At 66.6% G+C, this 23,490-nt stretch carries 22 protein-coding genes; 5 read left to right on the top strand and 17 right to left on the bottom strand.

The window, feature by feature from the left end; translation table 11 throughout:
• Positions 1–45: 45 nt before the first annotated feature.
• The 17 genes from ACZ9AQ_RS14550 to mraZ form a co-directional block, all read right to left on the bottom strand.
• Positions 46–495, bottom strand: coding sequence for a GNAT family N-acetyltransferase (locus tag ACZ9AQ_RS14550; protein WP_429204090.1), 450 nt, complete (start codon positions 493–495; stop codon positions 46–48).
• 65 nt (positions 496–560) lie between these two features.
• Positions 561–1,064 carry a peroxiredoxin gene (locus ACZ9AQ_RS14555; RefSeq protein WP_429204088.1) on the bottom strand — a complete coding sequence of 168 codons (504 nt, stop codon included), beginning with the start codon at positions 1,062–1,064 and terminating at the stop codon, positions 561–563.
• A 294-nt stretch (positions 1,065–1,358) separates the two neighbouring features.
• Positions 1,359–2,558, bottom strand: coding sequence for a cell division protein FtsZ (gene ftsZ / locus ACZ9AQ_RS14560; RefSeq protein ID WP_429204086.1), 1,200 nt, complete (start codon positions 2,556–2,558; stop codon positions 1,359–1,361).
• Positions 2,559–2,717: 159 nt separating this feature from the next.
• Positions 2,718–3,950: a cell division protein FtsA gene (ftsA, locus tag ACZ9AQ_RS14565; protein ID WP_429204084.1), complete on the bottom strand. Its 1,233-nt coding sequence runs from the start codon at positions 3,948–3,950 to the stop codon at positions 2,718–2,720.
• A 14-nt stretch (positions 3,951–3,964) separates the two neighbouring features.
• Positions 3,965–4,810: a cell division protein FtsQ/DivIB gene (locus ACZ9AQ_RS14570; protein WP_429204082.1), complete on the bottom strand. Its 846-nt coding sequence runs from the start codon at positions 4,808–4,810 to the stop codon at positions 3,965–3,967.
• Between the two features lie 6 nt (positions 4,811–4,816).
• Positions 4,817–5,788: a D-alanine--D-alanine ligase gene (locus ACZ9AQ_RS14575; protein ID WP_429204080.1), complete on the bottom strand. Its 972-nt coding sequence runs from the start codon at positions 5,786–5,788 to the stop codon at positions 4,817–4,819.
• Positions 5,789–5,791: 3 nt separating this feature from the next.
• Positions 5,792–7,180 (bottom strand): UDP-N-acetylmuramate--L-alanine ligase, encoded by a 1,389-nt coding sequence (murC, locus tag ACZ9AQ_RS14580; protein WP_429204078.1) that lies wholly within the window; start codon positions 7,178–7,180, stop codon positions 5,792–5,794.
• Positions 7,181–7,187: 7 nt separating this feature from the next.
• Entirely contained in the window at positions 7,188–8,285 is a 1,098-nt protein-coding gene (gene murG / locus ACZ9AQ_RS14585; protein WP_429204076.1) for an undecaprenyldiphospho-muramoylpentapeptide beta-N-acetylglucosaminyltransferase, read from the bottom strand.
• A complete protein-coding gene (ftsW, locus tag ACZ9AQ_RS14590; protein WP_429204074.1) occupies positions 8,282–9,499 on the bottom strand; it encodes a putative lipid II flippase FtsW in 1,218 nt (405 codons plus the stop codon). Before ftsW ends, murG begins: the two co-directional genes overlap by 4 nt.
• On the bottom strand, positions 9,499–11,010 hold the full coding sequence (gene murD, locus ACZ9AQ_RS14595; protein WP_429204072.1) for a UDP-N-acetylmuramoyl-L-alanine--D-glutamate ligase: 1,512 nt from the start codon (positions 11,008–11,010) through the stop codon (positions 9,499–9,501). Before murD ends, ftsW begins: the two co-directional genes overlap by 1 nt.
• A gap of 10 nt (positions 11,011–11,020) precedes the next feature.
• Positions 11,021–12,190 (bottom strand): phospho-N-acetylmuramoyl-pentapeptide-transferase, encoded by a 1,170-nt coding sequence (mraY, locus tag ACZ9AQ_RS14600; protein WP_005668232.1) that lies wholly within the window; start codon positions 12,188–12,190, stop codon positions 11,021–11,023.
• A gap of 1 nt (position 12,191) precedes the next feature.
• Positions 12,192–13,562, bottom strand: coding sequence for a UDP-N-acetylmuramoyl-tripeptide--D-alanyl-D-alanine ligase (locus ACZ9AQ_RS14605; RefSeq protein ID WP_429204070.1), 1,371 nt, complete (start codon positions 13,560–13,562; stop codon positions 12,192–12,194).
• On the bottom strand, positions 13,562–15,097 hold the full coding sequence (locus ACZ9AQ_RS14610; protein WP_429204068.1) for a UDP-N-acetylmuramoyl-L-alanyl-D-glutamate--2,6-diaminopimelate ligase: 1,536 nt from the start codon (positions 15,095–15,097) through the stop codon (positions 13,562–13,564). Before ACZ9AQ_RS14610 ends, ACZ9AQ_RS14605 begins: the two co-directional genes overlap by 1 nt.
• On the bottom strand, positions 15,097–16,872 hold the full coding sequence (locus tag ACZ9AQ_RS14615) for a peptidoglycan D,D-transpeptidase FtsI family protein (RefSeq protein ID WP_429204229.1): 1,776 nt from the start codon (positions 16,870–16,872) through the stop codon (positions 15,097–15,099). The genes ACZ9AQ_RS14610 and ACZ9AQ_RS14615 overlap by 1 nt, the downstream gene beginning before the upstream one ends.
• A complete protein-coding gene (gene ftsL, locus ACZ9AQ_RS14620) occupies positions 16,872–17,144 on the bottom strand; it encodes a cell division protein FtsL (RefSeq protein WP_005668224.1) in 273 nt (90 codons plus the stop codon). The genes ACZ9AQ_RS14615 and ftsL overlap by 1 nt, the downstream gene beginning before the upstream one ends.
• On the bottom strand, positions 17,141–18,121 hold the full coding sequence (gene rsmH, locus ACZ9AQ_RS14625) for a 16S rRNA (cytosine(1402)-N(4))-methyltransferase RsmH (protein ID WP_429204228.1): 981 nt from the start codon (positions 18,119–18,121) through the stop codon (positions 17,141–17,143). Before rsmH ends, ftsL begins: the two co-directional genes overlap by 4 nt.
• Positions 18,108–18,536: a division/cell wall cluster transcriptional repressor MraZ gene (mraZ, locus tag ACZ9AQ_RS14630; protein WP_429204066.1), complete on the bottom strand. Its 429-nt coding sequence runs from the start codon at positions 18,534–18,536 to the stop codon at positions 18,108–18,110. Before mraZ ends, rsmH begins: the two co-directional genes overlap by 14 nt.
• Before the next feature lie 535 nt (positions 18,537–19,071).
• Here mraZ and ACZ9AQ_RS14635 point away from each other — a divergent pair.
• The 5 genes from ACZ9AQ_RS14635 to ACZ9AQ_RS14655 all read left to right on the top strand — a co-directional run bounded on the left by ACZ9AQ_RS14635 (position 19,072) and on the right by ACZ9AQ_RS14655 (position 23,459).
• A complete protein-coding gene (locus tag ACZ9AQ_RS14635) occupies positions 19,072–19,698 on the top strand; it encodes a response regulator (protein WP_429204064.1) in 627 nt (208 codons plus the stop codon).
• A gap of 267 nt (positions 19,699–19,965) precedes the next feature.
• The gene (locus tag ACZ9AQ_RS14640; RefSeq protein WP_429204062.1) at positions 19,966–20,997 is read left to right on the top strand and encodes an AraC family transcriptional regulator; all 1,032 of its coding nucleotides are present in this window, start codon (positions 19,966–19,968) and stop codon (positions 20,995–20,997) included.
• Positions 20,998–21,028: 31 nt separating this feature from the next.
• Positions 21,029–21,583: a carboxymuconolactone decarboxylase family protein gene (locus ACZ9AQ_RS14645; protein WP_071360305.1), complete on the top strand. Its 555-nt coding sequence runs from the start codon at positions 21,029–21,031 to the stop codon at positions 21,581–21,583.
• Positions 21,583–22,680, top strand: a complete 1,098-nt coding sequence (locus ACZ9AQ_RS14650) for an acyl-CoA dehydrogenase family protein (protein ID WP_429204059.1) — start codon at positions 21,583–21,585, stop codon at positions 22,678–22,680. Before ACZ9AQ_RS14645 ends, ACZ9AQ_RS14650 begins: the two co-directional genes overlap by 1 nt.
• Complete coding sequence (locus ACZ9AQ_RS14655; RefSeq protein ID WP_429204057.1) at positions 22,677–23,459, top strand: ABC transporter ATP-binding protein; 783 nt, start codon at positions 22,677–22,679, stop codon at positions 23,457–23,459. The genes ACZ9AQ_RS14650 and ACZ9AQ_RS14655 overlap by 4 nt, the downstream gene beginning before the upstream one ends.
• The last annotated feature ends 31 nt before the right edge of the window (positions 23,460–23,490 follow it).

Raw genomic sequence — 23,490 nt, forward strand, 5'->3', positions numbered from 1 at the left:
CCTGGATACTGTACAGGTTGCGGCCGCGCGCCGTTGCCAACCCGGTCACAGACGCTTCTCCATGAACAGGCTCAAGGGGTCGGGCCGGTAGCCGCCAAACGGCGCGCAGCGGCTGAAGCCGAAACCTTCGTACAGCGCGATCGCCGCCGGCTGGTGAATGCCGGTTTCGAGCTTCAGCACGGCCAGGCCCGACATGCGCGCGAACATCGCCAGGTGTTCCAGCAGCTGCTTCCCCGTGCCCTGCCCGCGGCGCGCCTCGTCCACGACCATGCGCTTGACTTCACCATAGGCGCCGCGGTTGACCAGGGCCACGCAGCCGACCGCCGCGCCGTCGATGTCGCGCGCCACCAGGAACAGCACGTCGCCGGCCAGCAGCGCATCCATGTCCAGCAGGTGGTTGCTCTCGGCCGGGTACAGCGCCGCGCAATAGGCGTCGAGCTGTTCCAGCAGCGCCCGCACCTCGGGCTGGTCGGGGGTTTCGGTATTGATGATCATAAGGAGATCACAAGAAGAAAGCGGCGCCGCGGCGCCGTTTTATCGGGGGTGAATCCGCTCGCGAATCAGCCGAGTTTCTGCAGCATCGATTCGGCGCTCGAGGCGTCGATGCCCTTGGCGTCGATGTCCAGGGTCTTGACCACGCCATCCTCGACCAGCATCGAATAGCGCTTCGAGCGCGTGCCCATGCCGTGCGCCGAATAATCGTTGTCCAGGCCCAGCGCCTTGGTGAAGGTGGCGTTGCCGTCGGCCATCATGCGCACGATGCCGGTGGCCTTCTGGTCGCGGCCCCAGGCGCCCATCACGAAAGCGTCATTGACCGAGATGCACCAGATTTCGTCGACGCCCTTGGCGCGGATCTCGTCGGCATGCTTGACGAAGCCCGGCACGTGCTGCACCGAGCAGCCCGGGGTGAACGCGCCCGGCAGGCCGAAGATCACGATCTTCTTGCCCTTGACCAGGTCCGCCACCTGGAAGGTGTTCGGGCCCAGGCTGCAGCCCGCGGTCTCGTTCTCGATGAATTCCGCGAGGGTGCCTTCCGGCAGGCGGTCGCCGATCTGGATGGTCATGTCTGTTCTCCTGTTGATGTTTTGTGAATCCTGCCATTATCGCCGATCTGCAGTGGGTGCGCTGGCGAAGACGACAACTTGCGACCTGCGGCTTCTGCACGTCGTACCCGCGAAGGCGGGTACCCAAGTGTTCAGCGCCGCCACGACAATCGAACGCCGGCACGACCCATCGGCCTTGGGTACCCGCCTTCGCGGGTACGACGGATTGAGGGCGGGGCCATGGTTGACTTTGGCGCTGCGCCAAACAAAAAGGCCAGCTTGCGCTGGCCTCTTCATCGCGAACTGCAGACCGGATCAGTCGGCCTGCTTGCGCAGGAACGCCGGAATATCGTAGGTCTCGACGCCGTTGCGCTGCATCGCCTGCACCTGCTCGGATGCCTGCTCGCGGCGCCACACGGCCGGCTGCTTCATGCCGCCCAGGGCGTCGGCACTGGCCTTGCCCGCGGTCAGGCCGCCGGCGACGGCCGCGGCGCCCTGCATCACCGGCGCATCGTAGGTGCCGGTGCGCAGCTGCTGCTGCGGCTGGACCAGCTGGATCGACTTCTTGTTCTTGCCCAGGCCCGTCGCGACCACGGTCACGCGGATCTCGTCGCCCATCGCGTCGTCGTAGGCGATGCCCTGGGCGATCGAGGCGTCCGGCGCCGCGAAGGCGCGCACGGCGGCCATGACTTCCTTGATCTCCTTGCCCTTCAGGCCACGGCTGGCGGTCACGTTGACCAGCACGCCCTTGGCGCCCGACAGGTCGATGCCGTCCAGCAGCGGCGAAGCGACGGCCTGTTCGGCCGCGATGCGCGCGCGGTCGACGCCGGCGGCGGTCGCGGTGCCCATCATGGCCTTGCCCTGCTCGCCCATGATGGTCTTGACGTCGTTGAAGTCGACGTTGATATGGCCCGGCACGTTGATGATCTCGGCGATGCCGGCCACCGCGTTGTTGAGCACGTCGTCGGCGTGCTTCATCCAGTCGAGCATCGATTCGTCTTCGTAGATGTCTTCCAGTTTTTCGTTGAGGATGACGATCAGGGAGTCGACGTGCTTGGTCAGTTCTTCGAGGCCTTCCTCGGCCACGTCCATGCACTTCTGGCCTTCGTACGAGAACGGCTTGGAGACCACGGCCACGGTCAGGGCGCCCATCGTCTTGGCCACTTCGGCCACGATCGGCGCGGCGCCGGTGCCGGTGCCGCCGCCCATGCCGGCGGCGATGAAGACCATGTGGGCGCCGCGCAGGGCGTCCTCGATGCGCGAGCGCGACTGCTCGGCCAGCTGGCGGCCGACTTCGGGACGCATCCCCGCGCCCAGGCCGGAGTCGCCGATCTGGATGATGTTGTTGGCGCCCGAAACCGCCAGGGCCTGCGCGTCCGTGTTTGCGGCAATGAACTCGACACCGGACACACCTTTGTTGATCATGTGCTGAACCGCGTTGCCGCCGGCGCCGCCGACGCCAACGACCTTGATCACGGTTCCCAGTGCTGCGTTATCGACCATATCGAACTCCATGATGACTCCCTAATTTTCAGAATGCGGTTCCAGGGAAGAGGCCTTGGCGTGATTGGATCGCTGCCTCAAACCGGTAACTGCGATTGTATGTAAAAACCTGTAACCCGTGATGAATTTTCGCTACCTAAATTGTTACCAAGTGCTTTATTTGCGCGTGAATCAGAAGTTCCCGGCTATCCATTCCTTCATTCGCTGCCAGACTGCCTTCACCGACCCGTCCTGGCGCGTGACGATATGTCCGCGCAGGTACTGTTTCTTCGCTTCGAGCAACAGGCCGAGCACCGTCGCATAGCGCGGGCTGCGTACCACGTCGGCCAGCTGGCCCCGATAGTCCGGCGTGCCGAGGCGCGTGGGCTTGAGGAAGATGTCTTCCGCCATCTCGATCATGCCCGGCATGATCGAGCTGCCGCCCGTCAGGACGATGCCCGAGGACAGCACGCCTTCGTAGCCGGATTCGCGCACGGCCTGGTGGACCATGGCGAACAGTTCTTCCACCCGAGGCTCGATCACGGCTGCGAGGGCCTGGCGCGACAATGCGCGGGGGCCGCGGTCGCCGAGACCTGGCACTTCGAGCGTCTCGCCCGGATCGGCCAGTACCTGCTTGGCCACGCCGTAGCGGATCTTGATGTCCTCCGCCTCGCCGGTCGGCGTGCGCAAGGCCATTGCGATATCACTGGTGATCTGGTCGCCGGCGATCGGGATGACCGCCGTATGGCGAATCGCGCCGTCCGAAAACACCGCGATGTCGGTGGTGCCGCCGCCGATGTCGATCAGGACCACGCCCAATTCTTTTTCGTCGACGGTCAGCACCGCGTCGGCGGACGCCATCGGTTGCAGGATCAGGTCCGAGACCTCGAGCCCGCAACGGCGCACGCACTTTACAATATTTTGAACCGCCGACACCGCACCGGTGACGATGTGCACCCGCACTTCCAGGCGGATGCCGCTCATGCCGATCGGCTCGCGCACGTCTTCCTGGTTGTCGACGATAAATTCCTGTGGCACGGTGTGCAACAGTTGCTGGTCGGTCGGGATGTTGACCGCCTTGGCGGTCTCGATCACGCGCGCCACGTCGGTGGCAGTCACTTCCTTGTCCTTGATCGCCACCATCCCGCTCGAATTGAACGAGCGGATATGGCTGCCGGCGATGCCAGCGTAGACGTTGCGGATCTTGCAGTCCGCCATCAGCTCGGCTTCCTCGAGCGCGCGCTGGATCGATTCGACCGTGGCCTCGATATTGACGACCACGCCCTTCTTCAATCCTCTCGACTCGTGCTGACCGAGCCCGATCACTTCGTGGCGTCCGTCGGACATCACTTCGGCGACCACCGCCACCACCTTGGAGGTGCCGATGTCGAGGCCGACGATCAGGTTTTTCGCGTCTTTTGTCATTGCTGTTCGCCTGCTCAGATTTGCTTGGTTGTTTTATTGGGTGTTGCTTGCTTGCTTGCTGGTGCTTCCTTGGGCTTCTTGGCCGCCTTGACCGGCTTCGTCGCATCCGCCGGCACCGTGAGCGCCGCCGACGACAGGGCCAGTCCGTTCGGATAGCGCATGTCGATCGTGTCGATACGGCCTTCCTGCAGCCGGGCCACCAGCTGCGGGTAGACGCCGACCAGGCGCTGCACGCGCCTCTTCAGCGTGTTGCGGTCCTGCTCGCGTCCCAGTGCGACGCTCATGCCGTTGTCCAGCCTTACGGTCCAGGCATACCGGTTGGACAGCGACAGCTCCTGCGGCACCAGCTCGACCTGCGCGAACGCGGTGCGCAGTTCGTTGAAGCGGGCCAGCACTTCCTTCTCGCTGCCGACCGGGCCGTCGAAGGCCGGCAGTCCCTGTTCATCCTCGGTCTCGGCCACGTTGGCGGTGAACACGTCGCCCTTCACCGACAACAGGCGGCCGTCCTCGCCCCAGGTGCCGAGCGCTTCGTGTTCCTCGACCTCGACCACCAGCGCATTGGGCCACTCGCGGCGCACGGTGGCGCGGCGCACCCAGGGCACGGTCTCGAAGGTGGCGCGCACCTGTTCCAGGTCGGCGGTGAAGAAGTTGCCGCGGATCTTGCCGAGCACGCCGTTGCGCACGGTCAGTTCGTTGACATGCTTCAAGTCGATCCCGTACATGCTCTCCACCGTCACCGAACCGAGCGCGAACATCGGCCGTTGCGACAGCCACCATACGCCCGATACCAGGGCGGCGAGCACCGTCACCGCCGTCAGGAAACTGGCGGTTGCGTTGAGGGCCCGGACGTCATGCCACATCGCGCGTTATCCCTTTGCCTTCTGGCCCATCTTGAGCCGCGCCGAGCGCAGGATCTCGACGCACAGGTCTTCGTAGCCGATGCCCACCGCGCGCGCCGCCATCGGCACCAGCGAGTGGGTCGTCATGCCGGGCGAGGTGTTCACCTCCAGCAGGAAGGGACGCATATCGCTGTCGCGCACCAGCACGTCGATCCGGCCCCAGCCCTCGCAGCCCAGCGCGCGGTAGGCGTTCACCGCGTGGCGCTGGATTTCCTGGGTCAGCTCCTCCGGGAGCGGCGCCGGGCAGTGATACACAGTGTCGTCGGTGAAGTACTTGTTCTGGTAGTCGTACTTGCCTTCCGGGGCCACGATCTCGACGATCGGCAGCGCGCGCGCCGAGGCGCCATGACCCAGCACGGCCACGGTGAACTCGCGCCCGGTGACGAATTCCTCGGCCAGCACCGATTCGTCCATGCCGGTCACCAGCGCGACCGCGTCCTTCAGCTGGTCGGCTTGCGTCACCTTGGTGATGCCGATGCTCGAGCCTTCGAGCGGCGGCTTGACGATCAGCGGCAGGCCCAGCTCGGCCACCACCGCATCGAGGTCGGTGTCGGCGTCGATGGTCACGTAGCGCGGGGTCGGCACCTTCTCTTGCAGCCAGATCTTCTTGGTGGTGATCTTGTCCATGCCGACGCTGGAGGCCATCACGCCGCTGCCGGTATACGGAATGCCGAGCAGCTCGAGAGCGCCCTGCAGGCTGCCGTCCTCGCCGTAGCGGCCGTGCAGCGCGATGAACACGCGATCGAATCCTTGCGCGGCCAGTTCGGCCAGGCTTTGCGTGCCCGGGTCGAAGGCATGGGCGTCGATGCCGCGGCTTTTCAGGGCCTGCAGCACGCCGGCGCCGGAAATGAGCGAGATCTCGCGCTCGGCGGAACGTCCGCCGAACAGCACGCCGACCTTGCCGAAAGCCGCTGCGTCAAGAGTTGGGGTGGTGGTCACGATTCAGCCTTTCGCATTGGTCAGTTGGTTGGGAACGCCGCTGATCGAGCCGGCGCCCATGGTCAGCACGACGTCGCCGTCACGCACCACGTTGAGGATGGCGGCCGGCATGTCGGCGATCGCCTCCACGAAAATCGGCTCGAGCTTGCCCGAGGTGCGCAGCGCGCGCGCCAGCGCGCGGCCGTCGGCGGCCACGATCGGCGCCTCGCCGGCCGGATACACCTCGGCCAGCAGCAGCACGTCGGGAGTGACCAGCACTTTCACGAAATCCTCGAACAGGTCGCGCGTGCGGCTGTAGCGGTGCGGCTGGAAGGCCAGCACCAGGCGCCGGCCCGGGTAGGCCGCGCGCGCGGCGCTGAGCGTCACCTCGGTCTCGACCGGGTGGTGGCCGAAGTCGTCGACCAGGGTGAAACTGCCGCCGGCCGGCAGCGCGACCTCGCCATAGCGCGTGAAGCGGCGGCCGACGCCGCGAAACTCCAGCAGGCCCTGGGCGGTGGCGGTGTCCTCGATGCCGATCTCGCGCGCGATCGCGATCGCCGAGCAGGCGTTCAGGACGTTGTGCATGCCGGGCTGGTTCAGCACGAACTTGGTGTCCGGGTAGCCGTCCTGGCGCACCGTGAAGTGCATCTGCGTGCCTTCGGCATAGGCGTCCAGCGCGCGCACCTCGGCTTCCTCGCAGAAGCCATAGGTGGTCACCGGCTTGGTCACCTGCGGCAGGATGGCGCGCACGTGCTGGTCGTCGATGCACAGCATCACGCGGCCGTAGAACGGCAGGCGATGGGTGAAGTTCACGAACGCGGCCTTGAGCTTCTCGAAGTCGTGCTCGTAGGTGTCCATGTGGTCGGCGTCGATATTGGTGATCACCTCGATCATCGGCGACAGGTTCAGGAACGAGGCGTCCGATTCGTCGGCCTCGGCCACGATGTATTCGCCGGTGCCCAGGCCGGCATTGGCGCCGGCGGCCGTCAGGCGCCCGCCGATGACGAAGGTCGGGTCCATCCCGCCGGCGGCCAGCACCGAGGCCACCAGGCTGGTGGTGGTGGTCTTGCCGTGGGTGCCGGCGATCGCGATGCCGCGCTTCAGGCGCATCAGCTCACCGAGCATGATGGCGCGCGGCACCACCGGGATCTTGTGCGTGCGGGCGAACACCACTTCAGGATTGGCTTCGTTGACGGCGGTCGAGGTGACGACGACGTCGGCCCCGCTCACGTTCCCGGCCTGGTGGCCCAGGTGCACGATCGCGCCCAGGCCCGCCAGGCGCTGGGTAGCGGCATTGCTGCCCAGGTCCGAGCCCGACACCTGGTAGCCGAGGTTGAGCAGCACCTCGGCGATGCCGCTCATGCCGCTGCCGCCGATGCCGACGAAGTGTATGTTCTTGATCTTGTGTTTCATGTTCGTTCTATGCCCTGCCCGCTTCTACCAGTTGTTCGAGTTCGCGCGCGATCGCCTCGTTGGCGTCGCGCTTGCCCACGCCGTGCGCCGCCTGGGCCATCGCCAGGCAACGCTCGCGCGTCGTGTCTTGCAGCAGGCTCGCCAGCCGCTGCGGATTCAGTTCGCCCTGCGCCAGGTGCAGCGCCGCGCCTTGCCTGTCCATCCACACCGCGTTGTCGCGCTGGTGGCTGGTGGTGCTGGCGACGAACGGCACCAGCACGCTGGCTACCCCGGCCGCGGTCAGCTCGGACACCGTGATCGCGCCGGCGCGGCAGATCACGAGGTCGGCGTTCGCGTAGGCAGCGGCCATGTCATCAATGAAGTCGACCACGTTTGCGTTGACACCGGCCTGCAAATAAGCCGCGCGCAGCGCATCGATATTCTTCTTGCCCGACTGGTGGGTCACGATCGGACGGGTGGCCGGGTCGATCAGGGCCAGCGCCGCCGGCACGCTGTCGTTCAGGACTTTCGCCCCCAGGCTGCCGCCCACCACCAGCACCCGCAAGGGGCCGCTGCGGCCGGCGAAGCGTGCGCCAGGCAGGGGCAGGTCGAGGATCTGCCGGCGCACCGGATTGCCGGTGACCACCGCCTTGCCGGCCGCCTTGCCGAAGTCCGCCGGGAACCCGAACAGCACGCGCTGCGCGACCGGCGCCAGCGTCTTGTTCGACAACAGCAGCGCGGCGTCGGCGTTCACCAGCGCCAACGGGATGCCGCGCACGCGCGCGGTCAATCCGCCCGGCACGGTGACGTAGCCGCCCATGCCCAGCACCACGTCGGGCCGGCGGTTTGCCAGATAGCGGCGGCAGGTGAGGAAGCTGGCCGCCATCCTGAAGGCGCCCTTGACGGCGTGGCCCAGGCCCTTGCCGCGCAGGCCGGCGAAGTCGATGGTGTCCATCGGGATGCCGGCCTTCGGCACCAGCTCGGTTTCCATGCCGTGGGCCGTGCCCAGCCAGCTCACTTCCCAGCCGCGCGCGCGCATGGTCTGCGCGATCGCGATGCCGGGGAAGATGTGGCCGCCGGTGCCGGCCGCCATGATCATCAGGCGCCTGGTCGTTTGACGCGTCATGTGCGGCCTCCGCGCATGCGCACCCGGTTCTCGTAGTCGATCCGCAGCAGGATCGCCAGGCCAATGCAGTTGAACATGACGCCCGAGCCGCCAAAGCTCATCAGGGGCAAGGTCAGCCCCTTGGTCGGCAACAGGCCCAGGTTCACGCCCATATTGATGAAGGTCTGCACGCCGATCCAGATGCCGATGCCCTTCGCGGCCAGGCCGGCGAAGGTCTGGTCCAGGGCGATCGCCTGGCGGCCGATGTCGAAGGCGCGCTTGACCAGCCAGTAGAACATGGCCACCACCACCAGCACGCCGACCAGGCCCAGCTCTTCGCCGATCACGGCCATGATGAAGTCGGTGTGCGCTTCCGGCAGGTAGTGCAGCTTCTCGACCGAGGCGCCCAGCCCCACGCCGAAGAATTCGCCGCGCCCGAAGGCGATCAGCGAGTGCGTCAACTGATAGGCCTTGTCCAGCGCGTTGCCCTCTTCCCACGGGTCGAGGTAGGCGAACATGCGCGCGCGGCGGAACGGCGACAGCGCGATGATCGCGCTGAAGATCACCACCAGCAGCGCGCCGATGCCGCCGAACCAGACGATATTGATCCCGCCCAGGAACAGGATGCCCATGGCGATGCAGACGATCACGCCGAAGGCGCCCAGGTCGGGCTCGAGCAGCAGCAAGGCGCCGACCAGGCCGATCGCGACCATCATCGGCAAGAAGCCCTTGGTGAGCTTGTGCATGTACTCTTGCTTCCTCACCGTGAAGTCGGCCGCGTACAGCACCACCGCGATCTTCATGATCTCGGACGGCTGCAGGTTCATGACCCCTAGCGACAGCCAGCGCCGCGCGCCGTTGACAGACACGCCCAGGCCGGGAATCAAGACCAGCACCAGCAAGACCAGGGTGCCGATGAACAGCATCGGCGCGTACTTCTGCCACATCGCGATCGGCACCCGGAACACGACCGCGGCCGCGGCCATCGAGACGATGATGTACATCGCCTGGCGGTACAGGAAGTATTCGTTGCGGTCGCCAAGATAGCGGAACTTGGGTGAATCGGGCAGCGCGATCGACGCCGAATACACCATCACCATCCCGAGCAGCATCAACAGGAGCGTGACCCAGACCAGCGGCTGGTCGTAGTCCATCATCTTCGACGGCTTGCTGCGGCCGTCTATCGTGGCGTCGGAGGCGGTTCCGGAGAACTTGAACGGAATCTGGAAGGCCATCAGATCTCCTGCCCCTTGTCCAATGCGATCTCGCGCACGGTGTCGACGAACACCTGGGCGCGGTGCGCATAATTGGTGAACATGTCGAGGCTGGCGCAGGCCGGCGACAGCAGCACGGCGTCACCAGCGCGCGCCAGGCCGGCGGCGCGGCGCACCGCCTGCGGCAGGTCGTCCAGGTCGAAGGCCGGCACGCCGGTCGGCTCGATCGCCGCGCGTACCGCGGGCGCATCGCGGCCGATCAGCAGCACGGCGCGCACGTGGCTTGCTACCGGCTGCGCCAGCGGCGAAAAGTCCTGGCCCTTGCCGTCGCCGCCGGCGATCAGGAGGATCTGCTGGTCCGCGCCGGTGAATGCCTTGCCCAGGCCGCTCAGGGCGGCCACCGTGGCGCCGACGTTGGTGCCCTTGCTGTCGTCGTAGTAGTCGACGCCGTCGATGGTGGCGACCAGTTCGACGCGGTGCGGCTCGCCCGCGTACTCGCGCAGGCCGTGCAGCAGCGGCGCCAGCGGCAGGCCGCAGGCGCGGCACAGGGCCAGCGCGGCCAGCGCGTTGGCGGCATTGTGCAGGCCGCGGATCTTCAATGCGTCGGCCGGCATCAGGCGGTTGACGATGACCTCGACCGGCTCCGGCGGCTCGTTTTTCCTGCGTTTCTTCCCGGCGTCCTCGCCCGGCACGGCGTTGGCCAGCCACAGCACGCCGCGCTCTTCGAGCAGGCCGAAGCTGTCGGCTTCCACCGGCTCGCCGGTGCCGAAGGTGAAGGACGGGGTATCGACGGCGGTCATGCGCATTACGCGCGCGTCGTCGCGATTCAGCACGCGGATGGTGTCGGGGCCGAAGATGCGCGCCTTGTCCGCCGCATAGGCGTCCATGCTGCCGTGCCAGTCCAGGTGGTCCTGGCTCAGGTTCAGCACCGTGGCGGCGTCGGCCTGCAGGCTGAACGTGGTGTGCAGCTGGAAGCTGGACAGTTCCAGCACCCAGGCCTGCGGCAACGCGCCGGCGTCGATGCTTTCCCTCAGCACGTCCAGCGCGGCCGGGCTGATGTTGCCGGCCACGCGGGTGGTGAGGCCCGCGCGGCGGCACAGCAGGCCGGTCAGGCTGGTCACCGTGGTCTTGCCGTTGGTGCCGGTGATCGCGATGACCTTGGGCGCATAGCCGCTGGTTTCCCGCAGGTGCGCCAGCGCCTGGGCGAACAGCTCGATCTCGCCCCACACCGGAATGCGGCGTTCCTGGGCGGCGGGAATGATCTCGACCAGTTCGCGGCCGGGCGCCAGGCCCGGGCTGACGGCGACGAAGTCGACGCCATCGAGCAGCGCGGCGGTGAATATGCCTTGAACTGCGTCTCCCGCGACGAATTCGGCGTCAGGCACCGCGGCGCGCAGCGCCGGCAGGCGCGCCGGCTCGGCGCGCGTATCGGCCACGCGCACGCGTGCGCCGGCCCGCGCCAGCCATTGCGCCATCGCCAGCCCGGATTCGCCCAGGCCCAGTACCAATGCGTGTTTGCCGTTGTAGTTCATCTCAGCGGTTTCAACGAAGTTTCAGGGTGGACAGGCCAACCAGGATCAGCACCATGGTCACGATCCAGAAGCGGACCACGACCTTGGTCTCCTTCCAGCCCTTCTGTTCGAAATGGTGGTGCAGCGGCGCCATCAGGAACACGCGGCGTCCGGTGCCGTAGCGCTTCTTCGTGTACTTGAACCAGCTGACCTGGATGATCACCGACAGGGTCTCGGCCACGAAGATGCCGCCCATGATGAACAGCACGATTTCCTGGCGCACGATGACGGCGATGGTGCCGAGCGCGCCGCCCAGCGCCAGCGCGCCGACGTCGCCCATGAACATCTGGGCCGGGTGCGCGTTAAACCACAGGAACGCCAGGCCCGCGCCGGCCATCGCGCCGCAGAAGATCAGGAGCTCGCCCGCGCCCGGGATGTACGGGATCAGGAGGTACTTCGAATAGGTCACGCTGCCGGTGAGGTAGGCGAACAGGCCCAGGGCGCCGCCCACCATCACGGTCGGCATGATGGCCAGGCCATCGAGGCCGTCGGTGAAGTTCACCGCGTTCGAGGCGCCCACGATCACGCAATAGGTCAGCGCGATGAAGCCCCACACGCCAAGCGGATAGCTGATGGTCTTGAAGAACGGGACGATCAGGTCGGCCTTCGGCGGCAGGTCCATCGAGAAGCCGGACTGCACCCAGGCATAGAACAGCTGCGCCACTTCCCACGGGTTGGCGGCCGAGACCGAGAACGCGAGGTACAGGGCCGAGGCGATGCCGATCAGCGACATCCAGAAGTATTTCTCGCCCGAGCGCATGCCTTCCGGGTCTTTATAGACGACCTTGCGGTAGTCGTCGACCCAGCCGACGGCGCCGAAGCCGAAGGTCACCACCAGCACCGGCCAGATCAGGCGGTTCGACAGGTCGCACCACAGCAGGGTCGAGACGCCGATCGCGATCAGCACCAGCACGCCGCCCATGGTCGGGGTGCCGTGCTTGGTCAGGTGGCTTTGCGGACCATAGGTGCGCACCGCCTGGCCGACCTTCAGTTCGGTCAGCTTGCGGATGACGATGGGGCCTGCGACCAGGCCGATCGTGATCGCGGTGATGGTGGCGAACACCGCGCGGAACGTGATGTAGTTGAACACGCGCAGCGGACCGATATAGTCCTGGAAGTATTGTGCGAGCCAGAGAAGCATATTAGTGGGCGCCCTTGCCAATGGTGGTTGATCCGGTCAGGTGCTGGACTACGCGCTCCATCTTCATGAAGCGCGAGCCCTTTACCAGCACAGTCGAATTGGTATTGCCGCCCAGTTTTTGATCCAGTGCTGCCAATAATTCGTCGAACTGCTCGTAATGTCGTGCTCCCGACGCGACCAGGTGGCGCGCCAGCTCGCCCGTCGCGAGCACGGTCTCGATGCCACGCGAAGCTGCGTAGGCGCCGATTTCTTCGTGAAACTCTTTTCCTTGCGCGCCGACTTCGCCCATGTCGCCGACCACTAGGATGCGTGGCGCAGGAAACGCCGCCAGCACGTCGATCGCGGCGCGCATCGAGTCGGGATTGGCGTTGTAGGTGTCGTCGATGACGGTTGCGCCATTTTCCGCCTGCTTGCGCTGCAGGCGGCCGCTGACCGGAGCAAAGGCCGCCAGGCCCATCTGGATCGCCTCCGTCGCGATCCCGGCGCCAAGCGCACAGGCGATTGCGGCAAGCGCATTACGGACGTTATGCTCGCCTGCCGCGGCCAGCGACACGCTGAACCAGTTGCCGCGTGCATCGACCGTGAATTCACTGCCGAAGCCACTACCCGTGTATTGCGTATAGACGTCGCAGCTGTCATCCAGGCCGAAGGTGATGACCTCGCCCTTGGCCAGGGCGCGCCACAAGCTGGTGTAGGCATCGTCTCCCGGGAACACGGCCACGCCGTCGCCCGGCAGCGATTGCAGCACCGAGCCGTTCTCGCGCGCCACCGCTTCCACGGTGTGCATGAATTCCTGGTGCTCGCGCTGGGCGTTGTTGACCAGGCCCACGGTCGGCGCCGCGATCGCGCTCAGGCGGCCGATCTCGCCCGGATGGTTCATGCCCAGTTCCACCACCGCCGCGCGATGCGAGGCATCCAGGCGGAACAGGGTCAGCGGCACGCCGATCTCGTTGTTCAGGTTGCCCTGGGTCGCCAGGCGCGCGTCCTCGCCGACGGCCGCGGCCAGGATCGATGCGATCATTTCCTTGACGGTCGTCTTGCCGTTGCTGCCGGTGACGCCGATCAGGGGAATCCGGAACTGCTCGCGCCACGCATGGGCGATGCGGCCCAGCGCGACCAGCGTGTCCGGCACCACGATCGCCGGCAGGGTCCAACCTTGCGGCAGGCGCGAGACCACGACCGCGGCAACCTTGCGCGCGACGACCTGGTCGAGGAAGTCATGGGCGTCGAAGGTCTCGCCCACCAGCGCGACGAACAGCGCGCCGGCTTGCACCTTGCGGCTGTCCGTCGACACGCCGTCGAACGAGGCGTCAAGCCCGACCAGGCGCGCGCCCGGGATCGAATCGACCAGTTGTTGCAGCGATCCGCGCATCAATGCGTCCTCAACATGGTGAGCCGCGCCGTCAATGCCAGCGAGGCGTGGTCCGCATCCGAGAACGGCATCTTGCGACCCTTGATTTCCTGATAGGGCTCATGGCCCTTGCCTGCCAGCAGGATCACGTCCTGCCTGGCGGCCTGCTTCACCGCCAGCAGGATGGCGGCGGCGCGGTCCTCGACCGTCTGCACGCGCGCAGCCTGCGCGGTGTCCATCCCGGCCACGATCTGGGCGATGATGCTGCCCGGTTCTTCGCTGCGCGGGTTGTCGCTGGTGACCAGCACCTGGTCGGCGCCTTGCGCGATGCGGCCCATCTGCGGCCGCTTGCCCGGATCGCGGTCGCCGCCGCAGCCGAACACGCACCACAACTGGCCGCCACGGTCCGTCGCCACCTGGCGCAGGGCGTCGAGGGTCTTTTCCAGCGCGTCCGGCGTGTGCGCATAGTCGATCACGACCATCGGCGCGTCCGAGCCGCCCATCTGCTGCATGCGGCCCGGCGCCGGGACCAGGGTCTCGATCGCATCGACCGCCGCCTTCAGGGCCACGCCCCTGGCCAGCAGCGCGCCCAGCACCGCCAGCGTATTGCTGACGTTGTAGTTGCCCACCAGCCGGGTGCGCACGGTCGCGTTGCCTTGCGCCGTCTCGACCTGGAACTCGGTGCCGGCGTTCTTGCTGCGCATGCCGCCGGCGCGCAGCACGGCCACGCCTTGCGGCGCCTGCGCGGCGGCGATCGTGTAGCCGGTGACGGCCAGGCCAGGGGCATTGGCGCGCAGGCGCGCCACCAGGCGCTGCCCGGCCGGATCGTCGAGGTTGACCACCGCATGCTTCAGGCCATCCCACTCGAACAATTTGACCTTGGCCGCCTCGTAGCTTTCCATGTCGCCATGGAAGTCGAGATGGTCGCGCGTGAGGTTGGTGAAGATCGCGACGTCGACGTGCATGCCGGCCGTGCGCTCCTGCACCAGGCCGATCGACGAGGCTTCGATGGCGAGCGCGCTGGCGCCCGCTTTCTTCAGGTCGGCCAGCGTCGAGGCCAGCAGCACCGCGTCCGGCGTGGTGTAGCCGGTGACGTCGAACCGTGTATCGGCCTGGCTCGCAGCCTTGCCCTTGATCAGGCCCACGCCCAGCGTGCCGATCACGGCGGCGGCGTCGCCCAGGCGCGCCAGGGCTTGCGCGGTCCACAGCGCGCACGAGGTCTTGCCGTTGGTGCCGGTGACGGCCACGGTGAACATGGCGCGGTCAGGATGGTCCAGCACCGCGTGCGCGATCGGGCCGGCGTTCTTTTTCAGGTCGGTCACGGCCAGGTGCGGCACGCTGAATGCGGCGTCCCAGGTGAAACCGGCGGCTTCGAAGAGCACGGCGGCGGCGCCTGCTGCGATGGCGGCTTCGATGTAGCGACGACCGTCGGCGGCCTCGCCCGGATAGGCGAAGAACACGTCGCCGGGCTTGACGCGGCGCGAGTCGGAAACGAGACGGCCGTCCGGGGCGGCGGCGCGAATCCATTCGATGGTGTCGTGCAGGCTCGGGGCCATCACATGCTCTCCTCTAGGGGAACTTCAGGAATGATGATGTCCGTGATCGATGAATCGGGCGGCACGTTGGCGGCCCGCAGCGCATTGGAGAACAGGTCGGCCGCGGTCGGCGCGGCGACGTAGCCGCCGGTGCGCAAGGGGCCGCTCGGATCGTCGACCATCACCGCGATGACGAAGCGCGGCTTGGACATCGGCCCGATGCCGGCGAAGTAACCGATATTGTTGGTGCGCGAATAGCGGCCGTTGACGATCTTCTCGGCGGTGCCGGTCTTGCCGCCGATGCGGTAGCCGGCGACCTGGGCGCGCGAGGCGGTGCCGCCCGGGCCCACCACCGATTCGAGCATGGTGCGCACCTGGGCCGCGGTCTTGGCCGAGATCACCTGCTGGCCCACCGGCTGTTCGTCCACCTTCACGAACGACAGCGGGATGATGTCGCCGTTGCGGGCGAAGATCATGTAGGAGCGCGCCATCTGCAGCAGCGACACCGACAGGCCGTGGCCGAAGGCCATGTTGGCGTATTCCACCGGCTTCCAGGTCTTGTAGGGACGCACGCGGCCGGCGGCGGCGCCGGGGAAGCCGAAGCGCGGCGGCTGGCCGTAGCCGACCTTGGTGTACAGCTCCCACATTTCCTGCTGCGGGATCATCTGGGCGATCTTGACCACGCCGAGGTTCGACGATTTCTGGATGATGCCGCTGACGGTCTGCACGCCGTAATTGTGGAAGTCGCGGATGCGGCGACCGGTCACCATCATGTAGCCCGGATTGTTGTCGAACACGGTGTCGGGCGTGATGCGGCCGGTCTCCAGGCCGAGCGCCACGGTGAGCGGCTTGATCGTCGAACCCGGCTCGAAGGTGTCGGTGATGACGCGGTTGCGCAGCTGCTCGCCGGTCAGCTTGGAGCGGTCGTTCGGGTTGTAGGTCGGGTAGTTGGCCAGGGCCAGCACCTCGCCCGTCTGGACGTCGAGCACCACTGCGGCGCCGGCCTTGGCGTTGAACTTCTCGACCGCGTTCTTGATGCTGGTGAAGGCGATGTATTGCAGCTTGCTGTCGACCGACAGGGTCAGGTCGCGGCCCTGGTGCGGCTCGCGGAACATGCCCAGGTCTTCGGCGATGTGGCCCAGGCGGTCCTTGATCACGCGGCGGCTGCCCGCCACGCCCATCAGGGTCTTCTGGTGCTGCAGCTCCATCCCGTCCTGGCCCTTGTCCTCGACGTTGGTGAAGCCCACCAGGTGGGTCGTCACTTCGCCCTGCGGGTAGAAGCGCTTGTATTCCTTGCGCGTGTCGATGCCGTCGATCTTGAGCGCCAGGATCTGGTCGACGATCGGCATCTCGACCTGGCGCTTGAGATAGACGAAGCTGCGGTCGGAGTCGAGCTTCTTGCGCAGTTCGGTTTCCGGCATTTCGAGCAGGTTCGCCAGCGCGCGCAGCTTTTCCGGCGGCGCCTTCAGCACGTCGTCGGGAATGCCCCAGATCGCGCGCACCGGCAGCGAGGTCGCCAGCACGGCGCCGTTGCGGTCGAGGATGCGGCCGCGCGTGGCCGGCAGCTCGAGCGTGCGCTCGTAGCGGCTCTTGCCCTGCTTTTGCAGGAACTGGTTCGATACGCCCTGCAGCCAGACCGCGCGTACGGCCAGCGCGGCGAAGGCCGCGAACAGGACGAACAGGACCAGGCGCGAACGCCAGTCGGGCAGGCGCACCGCCAGGACCGGGCTCTTCGAGAAAGCCATGCCCTTCGACGCGGCCACCCGCGCGTTGCTCTGCTTCGCGGCGCCGCGCATCACGGGGCGCCCTCGGTCAGGTACTGGGTGCGGGCCGGGCTCAATGGGGCCATCTCGAGCTGGGAACGGGCGATCTGCTCGATGCGCTCGTTCTTGGCCAGGCGCGACTGGTCGAGCTGGAGCTGGTCCCAGTCGATGTCGAGCTGGCGCGCGTGCTGCTGCAGGCGTTCGAGCTCGATGAGCAGGTGGCGCGCCTGGTAGCGGGCGTTGACGACCGATAGCGCGCAGCCCACCAGCAAGGCGGTGAGCAAGACGTTCAGCTTGACGCTCATGCAGGCGTCTCCAGGCGTTCGGCCACGCGCAGCACCGCCGAGCGCGAGCGCGGGTTCTCCTGCACCTCGGTGTCGCTCGGCTTGATCTTGTCGATCAGCCGCATCTCGGGCTGCGGCAGGTCGACGGCGCGGATCGGCAGGCGGCGATCGGGTTGTTCGACCTTGGCCTTGGAGGCGAGGAACTGCTTGACCATGCGGTCTTCGAGCGAATGGAAGGCGATCACGGACATGCGCGCGCCCGGCGCCAGCATGCCGTAGGCGGCGCTCAGCCCTGCCTCGAGGTCCTCAAGCTCCTGATTGATGAAAATCCGGATAGCCTGAAAAGTCCTGGTTGCCGGATCCTTGCCTTTTTCGCGGCCCTTGACCGCGCTTGCCACGATTGCGGCAAGCTGTCGTGTGCCTGAAATCGGTTCGACTGCGCGGCGAGCAACAATCGCCTTTGCAATCTGAAAAGCATACCGCTCTTCTCCATAATCGCGTATCACCTTTTCCAATTGAAGTTGCTCCGCGGTCGCAATCCACTCAGCGGCCGACATGCCGCGCGTGGTGTCCATGCGCATGTCGAGCGGGCCGTCCTGGCGGAAGCTGAAGCCGCGGCTGGCGTCGTCCACCTGGGGCGACGAGATACCCAGGTCGAGCAGGATGCCGTCGACCCGGAAGATGCCGCGCGCGGCCAGCGCGTCGTGCATCGTTGCAAAGCTGTCATGGACGATCGTGAAGCGCGGATCGTCGATTTGTGATGCAGTAGCAATGGCTTGCGGATCTTTGTCGAACGCGATCAGGCGGCCTTGCGGGCCCAGGCGCGACAACAAGAGGCGGCTGTGGCCGCCCCGCCCGAAAGTGCCATCTATATAGATACCGGAAGCGCGTGCGCCCGCGAGGTTGAGCGCATCGACCGCTTCGTCAAGCAGCACCGTTCGATGCTGGTACATAGGCACCGTCAAGGAATCCGTCATCGGCGCCTCAGAAAGAGAAATTGGAAAGAACATCGGGCATGCCACCGGCGACGGCCTCGGCCTCGTCCTCGGCCAGCTTGGCGGCATTCCAGATTTCGAAGTGGGTGCCCATGCCGAGCATCATCACTTCCTTCTCGAGCCCGACCGCGGCACGCAGTTCGGGCGAGATCAGCACGCGGCCGGCGCTGTCGAACTCGACATCGACGGCGTTGCCGAGGAAAATGCGCTGCCACGCGCGCGCCGACATCGGCCAGGCGGCGATCTGTTGACGGTGCTCTTCCCATACCGGGCGCGGGAAGAACAGCAGGCAGCCATGGGGGTGCTTGGTCAAGGTCATGCGGCCCTCGCACTGAAGCGTAAGGGCGTCACGGTGCTTGGCCGGAATCGACATTCGGCCCTTTGCATCGAGATTGATTGCGGACGCGCCCTGGAACACGTATTTACCTAGCTTTGGAGAGTTATCTGCCGTTGTTTGTCGGGCGCCGGGAGCCGAAGGAATTACCCCACAACCCTCCCACAAATCGACACTTTTTCACACCGTTTCCCACTTTAGTGGAAGCAATGTTGACGGTCAAGCGAATTCACGATTGACGAAATCGACTTTTTCCAATGAAACCAAGGACTTAGGCGTCGACGCGGTAGATGTGGGCCAATAAAATGTCCCGTAAAATTAGGGACTTAGCCGTTGGAGTGAAAGAAAGCCCTGAGTTGTACAGACGAGGTTTACGTTTGAGCAATGTCAATCGAATTCAAAATATTGACGCAAAGAAACAACTATAGCGTTGGCAGACCACTGTATGACCATCCAGTCTATCGGTAAAACACAACGACTGGCGACACGCCACGACAGGTCGATGCCTCCCCTTTTCCACGGCCCTGGACGTGCAAGCGCCGACCACTGTGGCGCACTACGCACTTTCCACAGTTAACTATTTTGACTTTGGGAAACTAAAAACGTAATATCGGAAAATATGAACATCCCAACCAATCTGCAACCTGCGACGACCTACAATGCCGCAGACTATTGCTCGACCAAGGAGGCCGCGGCCACCCTGGGCGTGTCGCACCGCACGGTGCAGCTATGGGTGGAGAACGGCACGCTGCAAGCCTGGCGCACTGCCGGCGGCCATCGCCGCATCACGGTGGCCTCGGTGAACCGCCTGGTCGAGGGCCGGCGCATCGCCATCGGCGCGCCGCCGGCGCCGGCCAGCGCACCGGCGCCGGGCAAGCCGCGGGTGCTGGTGGTCGACGACGATCCCCTGATGCTGCGACTGTACGAACTCGAGATCGCCGGCTGGGGCCTGGACCTCGAGGTGGTCAAGGCGAACAACGGCTTCGAAGCCCTGATCCGCATCGGCGAGCAGCGCCCCGACCTGCTGGTGAGCGACCTGAACATGCCGGGCATGGATGGTTTCCGCATGATCCGCACCCTGCGCGAAGACAGCGGCACGGCCGGCATGAACATGATCGTGGTCAGCGGCCTGGACCGCGCGACGATCGACGCCATGGGCCTGCCCGCCGACATCCCGGTGTTTCCCAAGCCGGTGCAGTTCGGCGAACTGCGCGGCGCGGTCGAGAACGGCCTGACGCGCGCCTGAACTGTCATGCCGGCGCACCGGCAGCGCGCGTCCGGCCTGCCAGGGACTGTCATGTCCGCATTGCCGTCACCGCCAGCAATGATCCGGGCGCACGTTTCCTGCAATTCCGCAAATCCGAACAATTGCATAGCATTATTGCAAGCAATATTCGTCGCCCTTGCCGACCCTGGCGCACGCCGCTTGACCGTCTGCTTCTAGACGTTTTCCTTATTTGCATATCAGCATTTCTTCGTAGGCGCCCGGACAGGCGCAGCCGATAATGGCTGAGTGAATCATTCCGCCCAACCTCCCGGCGCCGACGCAGCCGCAGACAATGCCGACCGCCTGGTGCACTGGCTGATCGACAGCGTGCAGCTCGAAGCGACGGTCTTCCACGTCGGCCAGTACTGCGGCCGCTGGCAGGCGTCCACCGCGGGCCGCGGCCTGGGCAGCTTTCACCTGGTGCTGCATGGCGAGTGCTACCTGCACGTCACCAGCCGCGCGCCGGTCCGCCTGGGTCCGCGCGACGGCGTGTTCTTGCTGCGCGACACGCCGCACTTTCTCAGTCCCGATCCCGACCCGGCCAGCGCCCGTCCCGGCATGCCGATGCAGCAGCTCGGCCAGGCGGCGCCGGACGCCACCGCCCTGGCCTGCGGCTTCTTCCACTTTCGCAGTGCGCTCAGCACGCTGATCGCCGATTCCTTCCCGGACAGCCTGGTGCTGCGCGCCGACGACCCGTCGCTGCAGGCCTTGAACGCGCTGTTCGAACTGATCCTGCTGGAGCCGCCGCGCGACCCCGACGCGCCGTCGCCGCTGGTGGCGCGCCTGGCCGAACTGATGTTCTTCTATGTCGTCCGCCACGTGGCACGCCAGCAAGACATCGCCACCGGCCTGCTGGCCGTGGCCAGCCGGCCCGAGTTCTCGGCCCTGCTCGACCGCATGATGCAGGAGCCCGGCCACGACTGGTCGACCGAGAACATGGCGCGTGCGGCCCATATGTCGCGCTCGAGCTTCTATAAACACTTCAGCGAGGCCAGCGGCCAGGCGCCGGCCCAGTTCCTGTTGCTGCTGCGCATGAAGATCGCGGCCCAGCGCCTGCACGGCGGCGAGACGGTCGAGCGCACCGCCGGCCACGTCGGCTACAGCTCGTATGCCGCCTTTTCGCGCGCCTTCCACAAGGTGATGGGCGAGCATCCGGGCACCTTCCGGCGCGCCCGCCATCTCCACGCCAGGACAACGCACGCCGGGCCGATTCGGACGATCGAGCAGAAAACAAGGACGACCGTGTCCAAACGTGTTTTTCAATCGCCGCTAGAATAGCGGACCCAACGCTTTGATAGAGAGATCCGCCATGTCCCGCCTGACCCTGCATACCCAAGAAACCGCGCCTGAAGGCAGCCGTCCGTTCGTGGACAAGGCCGTCGCCAACAACGGCTTCCTGCCGAACCTGATCGGCGTGCTGGCCAATTCGCCGCAGGCGCTGCAGACCTATATGACGGTGTCGGGCATCAATGCCGAGACCAGCCTCACCCTGCCGGAACGCGAAGTCGTGCAGATCACCGCCGCCCGCATCCACGGCTGCGACTTCTGCATCGCCGGCCATACCGCCATCGCCCTCAAGAAAGCCCAGCTGCCGGTCGAGACCGTCCGCGCCATGCAGCAAGGCCAGGACACCGGGGACGCCAAACTCGACGCCGTGCGCCGGTTCTCGGAAGCCGTCATCGCCACCCGCGGCGGCGTCAGCGACGACGCCCTGGCCGCCTTCAAGGCCGCCGGCTACAACGACCAGCAGGCGCTGGAAGTCGTGCTTGGCATCAGCCTGGCCACCCTGTGCAACTTCGCCAACACCCTGGCCGGCAGCGCGATCAACCCGCAGCTGCAACCTTTCGCCAGCGGAGCCATCTGATGTCGATCGGCGAACAAGCGACGCGCGCTTCCCTGACGCTGCCTGCCGGCCTGCATGAGTGGCTGCAGGCCAACGCCGACGCGCTGGACAGCTCGCCCGAGCTGGCGAGCGAAGTCGTGCCGCGCCTGGCCGGCGCCGGCCTGTTCGCCGTCGGCGTCCCCGAGCACCTCGGCGGCAGCGGCGGCGCCACGATCGATGCGATCGACGCCATCGCCGCGGTGGCCGAACATTCCGTCACCGCCGCCTTCGTGTTCTGGGGCCAGCGCACCTTCATCGAATACCTGCTGCAAAGCCCGAACGAGGCCATGCGCGCGCGCTGGATCGGCCCGCTGATGCGCGGCGAATTCGGCGGCGCCACTGGCCTGTCGAACGCGATGAAATTCCTGTCCGGGATCGAGTCGCTGCAGATCACGGCCACCCCCGACGACCAAGGCTGGCGGCTCGACGGCTCGCTGGCCTGGATCACCAACCTGCGCAAGGAAGGCTTCATCGCCGCCGCCGCCGTGAATTCCGCCGGCGACCTGCCGCCCGCGGTGGTCGCCTTCGTCAGCGACAGCGCCGGCGTCACGCGCAGCCCCGACCTCGAACTGATGGCCCTGCGCGGCAGCAATACCGCCGCCGTCAAGATCGAGGGCGTGCGGATCGGCGAAGGCGAAGTGCTGCATCCGAACGCGCGCGCCTGGCTGCCGGGCGTGCGCCCCGCCTTCCTGGGGCTGCAGTGCGGCCTGTCGATCGGCCTGGCGCGCGCCAGCCTGCGCGCCGCGCATGCGCTGTCGACCGCCATGCGCGGCCCGCTGCTCGAGCGGATCGCGGCCCAGCAGGTGGCATTGGAAGACCTGGTGACGCAGCTGAAGGACGGCGTCGCCGACGGACGCTTCAAGACCGCCGCGGCGCCGATGTTCCGGCTGCGCATCGCGCTGGCCGAAGCCGTCCAGCAGGCCGTCATGCTCGAGCTGCAAGCCAGTGGCGGGCGCGCCTACCTGGTCGACCGCGACCGCAGCTTCGCGCGCCGCTGGCGCGAATCGGCGTTCATCCCGATCGTCACCCCGAGCCTGACCCAGCTGCAGGTCGAACTCGCGAAGCACGCCGCGGCATGACGGCGTCCGTGCTCGAACGAAGCGCGGCCGCGCTGTCGGCCTCCAGCCTGCGCATCGGCTACGGCGGCAAGACCGTGGTCGACGACATTTCGCTCACCATCGACAAGCGCGAGATCGTCTGCCTGCTGGGCGGCAGCGGCTGCGGCAAGTCGACCCTGCTGCGCGGCCTGGCCGGCCTCAGCCCGGCCCAGGCCGGCCAGGTCAGCTTTCTGGGCGAACCGCTCCTGGCCCCGCATCCGCGCGCGGCGCTGGTGTTCCAGCAACCGAGCCTGCTGCCCTGGCTGAACGTCGAAGGCAACGTCGGCTTCGGCCTGGACTTCGCGCGCCAGCCGGTGATCGACCGCGACGCGCGCAGGCAGCGAGTGCGCGACGCCATCGAGGCGGTCGGCCTGGAGTCGCGCGCGCATGCCTATCCGGCCCAGCTCTCCGGCGGCCAGGCCCAGCGCGTGGCGCTGGCGCGGGCCCTGGCGCGCCAGCCCGAGCTGCTGTTCGCCGATGAGCCGTTCTCGGCGCTGGACGCGATCACGCGCGCCGAGATGCAGACCCTGCTGGTCGACCTTGTGCACCGCTGGCATACCGCCGCGCTGCTGGTGACCCACGACATCGACGAGGCGATCCTGGTCGCCGACCGCATCCTGCTGATGGCGGGCCAGCCCGGCCAGCCGGGCAAACTCGTGCGCGAGTGGAAGGTCGACCTGCCGCGACCGCGCCACGAACACGCCGACGGCGTGGTCGCGCTGCGGCTGGACATCATCAAGGCGCTGCGCGAGGGCGCCTGAGCCCCGTCGCGGACCACGAACACGAACACAT

The organism is Massilia sp. UYP34 (assembly GCF_056279385.1).